This is a genomic window from Colwellia sp. Bg11-12 (genome assembly GCF_014076955.1).
GTDB lineage: Bacteria > Pseudomonadota > Gammaproteobacteria > Enterobacterales > Alteromonadaceae > Colwellia_A.
The window spans coordinates 199,399-211,618 of sequence record NZ_JACGUZ010000059.1; the positions used below are offsets into that span (position 1 = coordinate 199,399).

The following is a 12,220-nucleotide window of genomic DNA, read 5'->3' on the forward strand; positions in this document are numbered from 1 at the left end:
TCATCCTGAACATAAAGCAGCTAACTTGAGCTGCTTTTTTATTGGCTAAAACCCACTGATGTCGTACACTAAAATGCACCCTGTTATTCGTAATCTATTGATTCTAAAGTAAGGACAAATATTTTGATGGAACAAGTTCTCTTGTGAAAAATCATTCAGTAGTGAACAACATGATTGCCTGTCATCAATGCGATTCATTATTGCCGATGCCGTTATTATTGGAAGGACAAAATGCGTTATGCGGTTGCTGTGGTGCGATGTTGTTCTCAAAAAAGAGAGATGCGATTAATCGTACAGCTGCGGTAGCTGTTGCGGGGTTGTTACTTTTTTTTCCTGCGACTTTATTACCTATTATTGGTATTGGTGCTGCTGGCCTTTATAACGATGCCTCTTTGCTCGACTGTATTACCTTTTTAATAAATAGTCGAAATTATGTGCTCGCTTTTGCTGTTTTTATGTTTACTGTTGCTATTCCTGCCGTGCGACTAATGACCGCGTTATATATTTCATTTTGTATAAAATTCAATTATATCAAACCTTCTCTGTTAGTCTTTTTTCGCTCTTATCATCTTTTAGATACTTGGACGATGATCCATGTGTTTCTTCTCGGGGTAATTGTTTCTATGTATAAACTTTCTTCACTGGCTGATATGACCATTGATGGTGGGTTATTAAGTTTAATACTCTTACTGTTATGCTCAACATTAGTGTCAGTGACGATGGACCAGCACAGCGTTTGGGATGAATTGGAGAAATCACTTGAGCAATAAAGCACTTGCGGCAGGTTTGGGGAGTTGTCCAAGGTGTCACAAACTAAATGTTATGTTAGCCGATAAACAAACTTGCTCAAGATGCTTAACGGTATTTTCTGCACGCAAACCTAAGAGCCTTGAATATACTTTAGCTTGGACCATTGCCGCGCTAGTGATGTTTATTCCTGCTAATATTTACCCAATGATGGTGTTTTATACCTTTGGCAAACCTGATGCGTCAACGATTTTAGAAGGTATCGCCATTTTCATTCAAATGGGTATGCTGCCCGTTGCTTTCATTATTTTTATTGCGAGCTTTGTTGTACCATTATGTAAAATTATTGGGCTATTTACTTTGATGTATAACGCCAAAAGAAACACAAGATTAACCTTAAAACAACAAGGTAAGTTATACCATATTGTTGAGTTTTTAGGGCCATGGTCAATGCTTGATGTGTTTGTTGTTGCTGTTATGGCTGCAGTAGTTAACTTAGGTTTTATAACCAGTATTGAGCCTGCTATGGGTATCACCTATTTTGCCCTGATGGTTGTTTTTACTATTTTTGCCGCAGAAAGCTTTGACCCTCGACTATTATGGGACAACCACCAGAAACATAATCACAATCAGTCATTCCCTCAAAAAAAATATCAAAATACGGATACTCAACTTCATGACAAATAAAACTATTCTTGCCGAGTCAAAAGCTATTATTAATAATCGCAAAGGGATATCTGCGGTATGGCTAGTCCCTATTATTGCTTTATTATTTGGTGCTTGGTTAATTGTCAAAGCCGTTTCTGATAGAGGGACTTTTATTACGGTTCAGTTTGAAAGTGCCAGTGGTATTATTGTGGGTAAAACTCAAGTGCGCTATAAAGGGCTAACGGCTGGTATCGTTAGCGACGTTGACGTTTCTGAAGATCTACAAAGTGTTATTGTGGAAATTGAAATGATTTCCAGCTCAAAAAAAATGCTTACTGATAAAACTCGCTTTTGGTATGTTACTGCTGATGTTTCTTTTCAAGGGGTTACTGGACTAGATACACTCCTATCAGGGAGTTACATTAACGTCATGCCAGACGTTGAAGAAGAAGGCAAAGCGCAAAGTCATTTTATTGCTTTGAGTGAAGAGCCAGTATTAGATCAATCAACACCGGGTCTACATATTAGCTTAAAAACGAAAACACTTGGTTCAATTGGTAAAAAATCTCCCGTTTTATTTAAACAAATTACCGTGGGTCATGTGGCGGGTTTTAACTATGAAATGAATTCTGACCTTATTAATATTAATCTTTTTATTGAGCCAGAATACGTTAATTTAGTGAAAGAAAATTCTCGATTTTGGAATGCAAGTGGCGTTACGGTTTCTGGCTCATTAACGAATGGTATAAAAGTACGTACTGATTCATTAGCGTCTTTAGTTGCAGGTGGTATCGCGTTTGGTAGTTCAGATTATGAAGCAATTATGGAACCTGCTCAAAATGGTCAAAATTTTACTTTATATTCTGATTTTGAAACAGCGGAAATGGGTCACCAAATCGAGTTAACGTTAAATTGGGATTCCGGCATAGATCGCGGAGCGGCGATAATGTACGAAGGCTTAACGTTAGGAAAGATCATCGACTTTACACGTATTGACCCCCAAGAACGAATCATTGTTGCTAGTGCAAAAATCAACCCTCGAATTATTCCTTACCTGACAAGTGAATCTCAATTTTTTGTTGTAGCGCCTAAACTCGACTTAGGCGGTGTTACTAATTTACATACTTTAATGTTGGGCGCTCATATTGCGCTTCGACCTTCAGTTGAGGGCGAGTCAGTAAATAAATTTAATGTTTATAATCAAGAACCAGCATACCCATATAGTGAACCAGGATTGCACTTGGTTTTAAAGGCTGAAGATGTTGGCTCGTTAACCACCAGTTCGAATGTTTATTATAAACAGCAAACTGTTGGAGATGTTCAAGCGATTGAAAATATTGGTCCTAATGAATTTTTAGTCCATATCTTCATTCAATCTCAATATAAAAACTTTGTTTCAATTGATAGCAACTTTTGGAATGCTAGTGGTTTACATATTTCAGGTGGCTTGCAAAATTTTGATTTAAAAGCGCAATCAATTCAGTCGATGTTGGCTGGTGGTATTGCTTTTGACCTTGGTGAAGAATCTGAAAAGTCATTACCTAAAAATGGCGATAATTTTCAATTGTTTTCTGATGTTAAGGTTGCGAAACAACGTTCAGTCTTTACTCTTCATACGGCAAATGCCCAAGGGTTTAGTACGAAAACGCGTATTATGTTTCGTGGTGAAGAAATTGGTTCTGTTCATCGTGTTATTCAGCAAAAAGAAAAAGCGACGTTAAAGGTCGGCATCTTACCCAATTACGAATATATTCTTCGCGAAAATAGTCAGTTCTGGCGAGTCAATGCAGATTTATCGCTATCAGGAATTACAGATACTGAAGCCTTATTCGGCGGTGCATACATTAGCGTTAATGTTGGTGAAGGTGAAAAAGCCAGTGATTTTATTGTTACTGATTTACCACCAGCAAAACACTTATCCTCAAAAGGACTGCAACTGACATTACAATCAGAGCAAGGAAATGTTGTTAACCCTGGCAGTCCTATTAGTTTTAGGGGCATTGCTGTCGGGCAAGTTGACAATGTTTCTCTTGATGCAACAGGGAAAAATGTAGCAATAAATATTACTGTTGATGAACAATACCAGCATTTAATCACTAATTTCACCCGATTTTATAACGCTAGTGGTGTAACAATAAGTGGCGGATTAGGTAATTTTATACTTAAAACAGAATCTGCTGATGCCTTATTAAAAGGGGGAATTAGTTTTTTAAACCCAGAAATTGACACTCAGCAAGACACGGTCGACGAAGGAGAAAAGTTCACCTTATTTGATAACATTGAGCATGCTGAATTAGCAGGTGTGGCTATAGAAATCCATTTTAGTGAAATTTCAGACCTTAAAAACAATTTAAAGATAAAATATCAAGACCATCAGGTTGGCCTAGTCTCTCGGGTTAAATTTGACGAGCAAGGGGGTGGCGCAACTGTGTATGCTTTTTTAAATGACAACGGTCGAAAATTTGCGGTAGAAGGGACTAAGTTTTGGTTTGCTAAACCTGAGCTTGCCTTGGTGGGGTCGGTCAATGTTGGTGCTATTCTTGAAGGTGGTTTTATTGGTTTAATGCCCGGTAAAGGCAAGCCAGCACATCGCTTTAATGCGAAATCTATTATGCCGGTAATGACCTCGCTCCCATCAGGTTTGAACCTTGCGTTAAGCGCAAAAAGCCTCGGATCAGTTAGAACGGGAAACCCTGTTTTGTATCGGCAAGTAAAAGTCGGGAAGGTGATTGGTGTTGACCTCTCGCCTACGGCTGATACCGTTAATATTTATATTAATATTTTTGACCGTTATATGCCGCTGGTTAGTAAACAAAGCCAATTTTGGAATACCAGTGGTGTTCGTATTGATGCAGGTGTTTTTTCGGGGCTCAATATAGATGCAGAATCTATAGAAACACTTCTCGCGGGCGGAATTGCTTTTGCGACACCAGAGGTCGGCGTAAACAAAACCTTTCAGTCAGCAGAGCAAGGACAATTATTCAAATTAGCTCCAAATGTTGATGAAAATTGGCAGACATGGCAGCCTAAAATTAAATTATCTCAATAAATGGAGGAAGCAGCTCTCTATTTTTGAGAATCCGCTAAATGTGGTCTAAAAGCATACTTTTTATAGAATTATTAATCACTATTTGCATAAGCTACACACAATTCGTTACAGATCAATAGGTAACGAATTGGCATAACTCATGCTATTAATTGAATATGTTAACTGATAATAATAATTAAGTGAAAACACAATGGAAAATGACCTCGCCCCTGTAAATAAGCAGCTATCCCCTTTAATAAACTCTGATCGCATTCAAGTGATGGACCTACTTCGTGGTTTTGCCTTAATTGGTATTATTATGATGAATATTGAATGGTTTAATCGCCCCGTTAGCGCCTTAATGAGTTTCGATTACAGTTTAACGAGATTTGATTGGGCGGCAAGTTGGTTAGTTAAAGTGTTCGTTGAAGGTAAATTCTACAAGCTTTTTTCTATACTTTTTGGGATGGGTTTTGCCATTATGCTTATCAGAGCACAAGCAGCAGAACGTAAGTTTGGCGCATGGTTTACTCGAAGAATGCTGGCATTGTTCGTCTTTGGATTAGCGCATCTCATCTTCCTATGGGGGGGTGATATTATTCACGACTACGCAGTAGGAGGTTTGTTTTTATTAGGTTTTGTTTTACTTTTACGCACCAAAAAATTAGCGCGATTTAATAAACCAGAAACATTTGCAAAAGTGGGTTTCTCCCTATTGCTTCTGCCGCTAGTGGTTTCAATGTTTGGTGCTCTTTACTTTGGTGTGACGCGAGACAACACGGTAATTACTGAAGAGTGGCAACAAAAAATATCGATTAATCAACAGGTCGATTTATTGATGCAACAAGAAAAAGATAAACCTAATGATATAACGGTAGATGATAAAAATTTTGTTGAAGAGGACGCTATCTCGTCGGAAGAAATTGTCAATGAAGAAAGTATTAAAGAAGATGTTATCGAAGAAAAAGAAGTAGATGAAGACAGTATGAGTGATGAAGAGCTTATCGCTTATAAAGCTCAACAACGCGTCGAAAGTAAGCTTAAACGTGAAAAACGCTTAGCCAAAGAAACCATTGCCTTTACTGAAGGTAGTTACATTGAAGCTACTAAATATCGAGCACAAAGCGCCCTCAAAGCTTTAGGTAATACGCCTATGTTTGCCTTTTTTGTCTGCTTACCCCTTTTTATGGTCGGCTATTGGTTAGTGGCCAGTGGTAGAATGAAAAATCCTGAGCAACATGAAAGTTTCTTTAGTGTTATGTGCTGGGGTGGCTTAAGTATTGGGCTTTTATTAAGTATTGCGGGAACTTTTATTAGCTTACACCCTGTAACAAAAACAGCGATTGAAATTCAAGCGGGAGGACAAACGATTTTTTACTACGGGCAATTTGTTTTATGTGCAGGCTATATTGGCATGTTTGTAAAACTCGCTAGTAAAGCTTGGTTTATAAAGTGCTTTTCTTGGTTAGCGCCACTAGGAAAAATGGCATTAACCAATTACATCACGCATTCAATTATTTTAACCAGCATCTTTTATGGCTATGCCGGCGGTATGTTTGGCCAAATAGCGCGCGGACAGCAAATGTTGATTGTTGTTGCAGTTATTTTCGCTCAAGTTATCTTTTGTAGCTTCTGGTTGAAGTTCTTTAGATTTGGCCCACTAGAATGGCTATGGCGCTCTATTACTTATATGAAGCGTCAACCGTTATTATTAGAAAAACCGCTACCTACATCGGTATCTGTTTAGCTTTAAACGGATTAACGAAACGGCATAAAATGCTGAAATTGTTTAACTGCAATTTCAGCATTTTCACTTTCAGTAATTGCGGTAACGACAGCAATACCGTCAACGCCTGTTTGCCAAACTTGTTCTGCGTGTTGATGATTAATACCACCAATCGCCACCACGGGAATATCAGTGGCTAATTGTAGTATACACTTTAAGTTTTCGACCCCTTGTATTTGTCCTGTCATATTCTTGGTTTTTGTTGAAAATATAGCACCAATCGCTAAATAGGACGGTTTTAGTTGTTGCGCTAATAAAAACTCGTAACAACCATGTGTACTAATACCTAAACGCAAGCCTGCTTTTTGAATGGCTTTTAAATCAGCGTTTTGCAAGTCTTCTTGCCCAATATGTACACCGTAAGCACCATGCTTGATGGCTAGTTGCCAGTAATCATTGATAAACAAACGTGTTTTATATTGTTTACTCAGTGCTAGCGCTTCAATAATAATCTGTTCAAGTTCTTGCCCCGTTTTATCTTTTAAGCGCAGCTGTATAATTTCTAAACCCAAAGGTAATAATCGTTTTAACCAATAAATAGAATTAACAACCGGATAAAGTCCAAGGTTTTTTTCTTGTAGTTTTAATGAAAGAAAAGCTGGTAACGCTTGATGTACTTGCGCTAAATCAGAAGTAACCGTTGGGAAGTTAATTGCGTTATCTGGCCAATGCGTTTGCTCAAATGCGCCATAATAATTTGGCTTATTGATTTCATTGATCACTGATTGAGCAAAACCTTGATTGATAAAAGCTTTGGTTAACGTAAAAGCATCACGTAACAAATAGCCTTGTGCTAGAAAAACCGCTAAGGCGCTGGCAAAAGAGCAGCCACCGCCATGGCTGTAATGGGTATTTATTTTGGCTGACGTGAGTTGATAACTTATTGGAACCTCTTCAATATGATGTAAGCAATAATCGCGACTAATGTCTGGGTTAATTCCTGTTAAAGACTCAGTATGTCCGCCCTTTATTATTACGCTATTTACACCTAATTCAGCTATTTTTTTCGTCAATATATCAGGGGTAAAAGATGTCTGATTTGTCAATTGTTGAGCTTCGTTTATATTAGGGGTGATCACATCAACAAGCATGAGTAAATCGGTTAAGTCTTCACGCTGTAATGTAGATAAAGCACCGCCAACAGTGGCTTGTCCAACGGGGTCAAATACCACTTGTAAGGTTGGCACTTTAGTTTTAATCAAAGCTAGGGTAGTTGTAAGCCACTTAACTTGTGCACTATTGGCTATTAAACCTATTTTAATAACGCTGGGCGGTTTGTCATCAATGAGTATATTAACCTGTTGTTGAAGAATATTTATTTCAGTGGGGTTTACTGATAATAATTGTTCAGAATTTTGTACGGTATTAGCGGTGATCAAATGACAAACTTCAACCCCTAAAGCATGACCTGTTTTTATATCGGCGGCAATACCTGCGCCACCTGAGCAATCGCTGCCTGAAATTGTCCAGATGGTTGGTTTTTTGCTCATACTTGTCGACATAAAATTACCCTTGTTGATGCCAAAAAGGCGTTTCTAATGTTGGCGTACTTGGATGAGCAGTTTGTCGTTGCTGCATAATGCCCGCAATATAACCTTGCTCACCAGCAGTAACGGCTTGTGCGAAGGCTTTTGCCATGAGTACAGGGTTATCAGCTAACGCGACTGCTGAGTTTAACAATACACCGTCGTAGCCCATTTCCATGGCTAAACAAGCATCAGAAGGTTTACCAATACCGGCATCTAAAATGAGCGTAGCGTTCGGTAAACGCAAGCGGATTGTTTCCAAATTATACGGGTTCATCAAGCCTTTACCGGTACCTATTGGCGATGCCCAAGGCATGATCACCTGACAACCTAAATCATATAATCGCTGGCAAATAACTAAATCATCGGTGCAATAAGGTAGCACTTTAAATCCGTCATTTAAGAGCTGTTCAGTTGCGGTTAGTAGCTCTATGGGATCTGGCTGTAAATTATAGTCGTCACCGATGACCTCTAATTTAATCCAATCGGTTTGAAAAATTTCTCGACTCATTTTCGCGAGTGTTACCGCTTCTTTTGCGGTTTTACAGCCCGCGGTATTCGGTAATAAAAAACCTTGGGTTTCTTTTACGATGTCTTGAATATATTGCCAAATTTTTGCGCCCGATTGTTCCGCGGGGTTCTGCCGTTTTAATGAAAGGGTAACAATCTTTGACCCGCTGGCTAAAATGGCTTGTTTCATGATCTCAGGTGAAGGGTAAAGTGCACTACCAATCAATAACCTGCTCTGAACAGGTTGTCCGTAAATAATGAGTTCTTGTGAAAGTTTCATCATTAACCTCCCTGAATAGGAAAGAGTAAATCAATACTATCTCCCTGATTAACATGAGTATACTGATAATCTGTTTTGCCAATAAAGTTACCATTAAGCGCAACCGCGAAGCTTTGTTGGTGTTGCTCAGGCGTTAAATAGTGCTGTAATGCGATTATTATATTAGCGCTTTCGGTTGCTATCGTAATCGCTTGTCCGTTTATAAAAAATTTCATTTTAGCCGCTTTACTCTTTATTTATTGTTCTTTAGTTATGGGTAACAATTTATTATAAGGAGATTGTTGTATGTTGTTTTTTTCTAGAAAATGATCAACCGCAAATATTAACTGTTTTAACACGACGGGCGCGATAAGGAAGCCGTGACGAAATAAGCCATTAACTTGAATAAGGCGTTGATGCACAGATATTTTAGGTTGGTTATCACTAAATGCAGGCCTTAGCTGGCTTAGTTGTTGACGAATACTCGCTTCGGCAAAACCGGGATGAACGCTATAAGCAGCGCTGAGCAGTTCCATTGAAGAGCGCACGGTCATAGGTCCACAGTTTTCACTTTCAATTTCGGTTGCCCCCACCACATAAAAACCTTTGGTTTTAGGGGCAATATATAATTGATATCGAGGGTGCATTAACCGAATAGGTCTTGTTAAGTGAACGTCTGGCGCAAATAGCTGAAATAATTCACCACGTACACCCCGTAAATCTCTTAAGGGTGCCGCCTCTGCATTGCTTTCGTTGCTACGAGCACCAATACCACGGCAGTCAATCGCCAAATCACAAGCCAATACCTTTTTTGTTCCACTCTCTTGACCGCTATCAAGGTAGGTTACTAAGCAGTGAGAAGCTTGCTGTTCAACTTTAACCACAGGAGCATTTTCTAACCAAGTAAGCTGACTTTTATCTAACTGTTGTTGGAGGGCAATCAGCAATTTACGATTACCAATTTGTCCTTCTTCAGGTAAAAATACGCCTTGATTAAAACTACGTCCTAGTTCGGGCTCAAGCTCAATTATCTGCTGGCGATTAAGCTGTAGTAGTGGATGTTGTGGATAATTATTTTTGATATAACGCACAAAACGAAGGTAGTCACCTTGGTCTTGCTCATGGCTAACCATTAACGCCCCCGCTTGTTGAAAATAGGTATAAGCGTCTAATTCAGCCAAAATTTCAGGCCAAAGCTTTAACGACTCAAAGCCCATTTTAACAATATTAGGCTCGCTATGCATGGCTTCACCCAAGGGGGTTAATAAGCCTGCTGCCGCATAAGCGGCACTTTGGCGACCATCTTTGTTATCTTTATCAATCAAGGTCACATCATGCCCCTGATTAACCAAAGATAATGCGATTAAGCGACCCACTAACCCCGCGCCAATAACGACAATATTGGTGGAGGTTTGAAGAGGCGGCACTTTTTTATCAAAAAGAGTCATCGTTCACTACTTCGCCTGATGATAAATTTCACTACCCGTGGCTTTAAACTCAGCAGACTTTTCTGCCATACCTTGTTCTATATTCTCTGGCGTCGCATCTAAGACAATGACTTCGTCAAGCAGCTGTATTTCTATTTTATTGCTGGCTTCAAGACCCGCGGCATAATCGCGTACTTCTTGAGAAATTTTCATTGAACAGAATTTTGGGCCACACATTGAGCAAAAATGAGCCACTTTGCCAGACTCTTGTGGCAAAGTTTCATCATGGTAAGCTTTAGCTCTTTCTGGGTCTAAACCAATGTTGAATTGATCATACCAGCGAAACTCAAAGCGTGCTTTGCTCATCGCGTTATCACGTATTTGTGCACCCGGATGCCCTTTTGCTAAATCACCGGCATGGGCAGCAATTTTATAGGTCATTAAACCTTCTTTTACGTCTTCTTTATTGGGTAAGCCTAAATGTTCTTTGGGCGTTACATAACAAAGCATAGCGCAGCCATACCAACCAATATTAGCAGCGCCAATACCTGAGGTAATGTGGTCATAACCGGGAGCAATATCGGTGGTTAATGGTCCTAATGTATAGAAAGGAGCTTCACCACAATGTTTAAGTTGTTCTTCCATGTTCGCTTTAATCATATGAAGGGGTACATGACCAGGGCCTTCAATAATGGTTTGAACATCGTGCTGCCAAGCAATTTTGGTTAATTCGCCTAAGGTATGTAATTCTGCAAATTGTGCTTCATCGTTAGCATCAGCTACTGAACCCGGGCGTAAACCATCACCTAATGAAAACGAAACATCGTACTGCTTTAAAATTTCACAGATATCTTCAAAATGGGTATAGAGAAAATTTTCTTTGTGGTGTGCTAAACACCATTTCGCCATAATTGAACCACCACGCGAGACGATACCTGTCACGCGTTTAGCCGTCATGGGTACATAACGTAATAATACGCCAGCATGAATAGTAAAGTAATCAACACCTTGCTCAGCCTGTTCGATAAGGGTATCGCGGAAGATTTCCCAAGTTAAGTCTTCAGCGACACCATTTACTTTTTCTAGTGCCTGATAGATAGGTACAGTGCCAATCGGTACGGGCGAGTTACGCATGATCCATTCACGGGTTTCATGAATATTTCTACCCGTTGATAAATCCATTACGGTGTCTGCGCCCCATTTGGTTGACCAAACCAGTTTTTCTACTTCTTCTTCAATAGAAGAGGTGACCGCAGAATTACCGATATTCGCGTTAACTTTAATTAAAAAATTACGGCCAATAATCATCGGCTCACATTCTGGATGGTTGATGTTTACCGGGATAATTGCACGACCACGCGCTACTTCTTCACGGACAAATTCAGGGGTGATTTGTTCAGGAATACTGGCACCAAAAGACTGACCTTTATGCTGCAACAACAACAATGTCTTGTCTTTAACTTCTTCTCGTTTCAAGTTTTCACGTATTGCAATATATTCCATTTCTGGCGTGATAATTCCTTGGCGAGCATAGTGCATTTGGGTAACATTTTTACCTTTTTTCGCTACACGCATTTTAGGTAAATGTTCAAAACGAATAGCGTCAACACCATCATCAGTTAAACGTTGCTGTGCATAGGTAGAACTGTTTGCTGTTAAGAATTCAACATCACCACGATTATCAATCCAGCTTTCACGCAGGCGAGGAATACCTTTGTGAACATCTACCTCAACGTTTTCATCGGTATAAAATCCAGAGGTGTCATATACACAAAGTGGTTCATTCTTTTCATAAGTCGGCTGGTCTTTATTACCGGCCAATAAAGTATCAGACAAGGTGATTTCGCGCATACCCACCTTGATATCGTGAATTTTACCTTTTACATAGACTTTTTTAGAATTAGGGAATGACTGATCTGAAACGTTTTTTAAAAAAGCTTCAGCTTGCTCGCGACGTTCTCTGCGAGTGATTTTGTTAGCTGGTTTGGTCATTATGCTGCCTTTTAATAAGTTACATTTTGTTATAAATGCAGTAAAAAAAAGACGAAGTGTAGAGTGAGGAAAAAATAAAACGGTTTAGGTATTAATGCTTTAACCGCTATATTTTACCTTGTTCCCTTACGCAGATATTAATCTGATCAGGTTCTACGGATCCCGCTTTCGCGATCTCAGCTTTGAATATTTCTTTTAGAAATAATCTCAGCACTCCGACAAGTAATTGTGGTGATTCTATCGTATTAGTTTCAAAATACGCAATCTTAATGTTGTATTTGGTTATAATTAATTTTT

Annotated in this window: 9 protein-coding genes and 1 riboswitch; of the genes, 4 read left to right on the top strand and 5 right to left on the bottom strand. The window is 39.2% G+C overall.

Annotated elements, in window-relative coordinates; all coding sequences use genetic code 11:
- Positions 1–143 precede the first annotated feature (143 nt).
- From H4J39_RS06835 to H4J39_RS06850, 4 genes are all read left to right on the top strand, one after another.
- A complete protein-coding gene (locus H4J39_RS06835; protein ID WP_182226758.1) occupies positions 144–770 on the top strand; it encodes a paraquat-inducible protein A in 627 nt (208 codons plus the stop codon).
- Positions 760–1,434, top strand: coding sequence for a paraquat-inducible protein A (locus H4J39_RS06840; RefSeq protein ID WP_182226760.1), 675 nt, complete (start codon positions 760–762; stop codon positions 1,432–1,434). Before H4J39_RS06835 ends, H4J39_RS06840 begins: the two co-directional genes overlap by 11 nt.
- The gene (locus H4J39_RS06845) at positions 1,424–4,444 is read left to right on the top strand and encodes a PqiB family protein (protein ID WP_182226762.1); all 3,021 of its coding nucleotides are present in this window, start codon (positions 1,424–1,426) and stop codon (positions 4,442–4,444) included. Before H4J39_RS06840 ends, H4J39_RS06845 begins: the two co-directional genes overlap by 11 nt.
- Before the next feature lie 190 nt (positions 4,445–4,634).
- On the top strand, positions 4,635–6,170 hold the full coding sequence (locus tag H4J39_RS06850) for a DUF418 domain-containing protein (RefSeq protein ID WP_182226764.1): 1,536 nt from the start codon (positions 4,635–4,637) through the stop codon (positions 6,168–6,170).
- Positions 6,171–6,181: 11 nt separating this feature from the next.
- On the opposite strand, the gene thiE is transcribed toward H4J39_RS06850, so the two are convergent.
- The 5 genes from thiE to thiC are packed head-to-tail and all read right to left on the bottom strand — an operon-like array spanning position 6,182 to position 11,923.
- A complete protein-coding gene (gene thiE / locus H4J39_RS06855; RefSeq protein WP_259368775.1) occupies positions 6,182–7,711 on the bottom strand; it encodes a thiamine phosphate synthase in 1,530 nt (509 codons plus the stop codon).
- A gap of 4 nt (positions 7,712–7,715) precedes the next feature.
- Positions 7,716–8,525 (bottom strand): thiazole synthase, encoded by an 810-nt coding sequence (locus H4J39_RS06860; protein ID WP_182227062.1) that lies wholly within the window; start codon positions 8,523–8,525, stop codon positions 7,716–7,718.
- 2 nt (positions 8,526–8,527) lie between these two features.
- A complete protein-coding gene (gene thiS / locus H4J39_RS06865) occupies positions 8,528–8,740 on the bottom strand; it encodes a sulfur carrier protein ThiS (RefSeq protein WP_182226766.1) in 213 nt (70 codons plus the stop codon).
- A gap of 21 nt (positions 8,741–8,761) precedes the next feature.
- Positions 8,762–9,952, bottom strand: a complete 1,191-nt coding sequence (gene thiO / locus H4J39_RS06870) for a glycine oxidase ThiO (RefSeq protein WP_182226768.1) — start codon at positions 9,950–9,952, stop codon at positions 8,762–8,764.
- Between the two features lie 6 nt (positions 9,953–9,958).
- Positions 9,959–11,923, bottom strand: a complete 1,965-nt coding sequence (gene thiC, locus H4J39_RS06875) for a phosphomethylpyrimidine synthase ThiC (RefSeq protein ID WP_220462141.1) — start codon at positions 11,921–11,923, stop codon at positions 9,959–9,961.
- A gap of 105 nt (positions 11,924–12,028) precedes the next feature.
- A riboswitch (TPP riboswitch) is annotated at positions 12,029–12,151 on the bottom strand.
- Positions 12,152–12,220 lie beyond the last annotated feature (69 nt).

Coding starts and splice junctions, on each gene's coding strand:
- thiE (WP_259368775.1), bottom strand. CDS start 7,711: ATGTCGACAAGTATGAGCAAAAAACCAACCATCTGGACAATTTCAGGC.
- H4J39_RS06860 (WP_182227062.1), bottom strand. CDS start 8,525: ATGAAACTTTCACAAGAACTCATTATTTACGGACAACCTGTTCAGAGC.
- thiO (WP_182226768.1), bottom strand. CDS start 9,952: ATGACTCTTTTTGATAAAAAAGTGCCGCCTCTTCAAACCTCCACCAAT.
- H4J39_RS06845 (WP_182226762.1), top strand. CDS start 1,424: ATGACAAATAAAACTATTCTTGCCGAGTCAAAAGCTATTATTAATAAT.
- H4J39_RS06850 (WP_182226764.1), top strand. CDS start 4,635: ATGGAAAATGACCTCGCCCCTGTAAATAAGCAGCTATCCCCTTTAATA.
- thiS (WP_182226766.1), bottom strand. CDS start 8,740: ATGAAATTTTTTATAAACGGACAAGCGATTACGATAGCAACCGAAAGC.
- thiC (WP_220462141.1), bottom strand. CDS start 11,923: ATGACCAAACCAGCTAACAAAATCACTCGCAGAGAACGTCGCGAGCAA.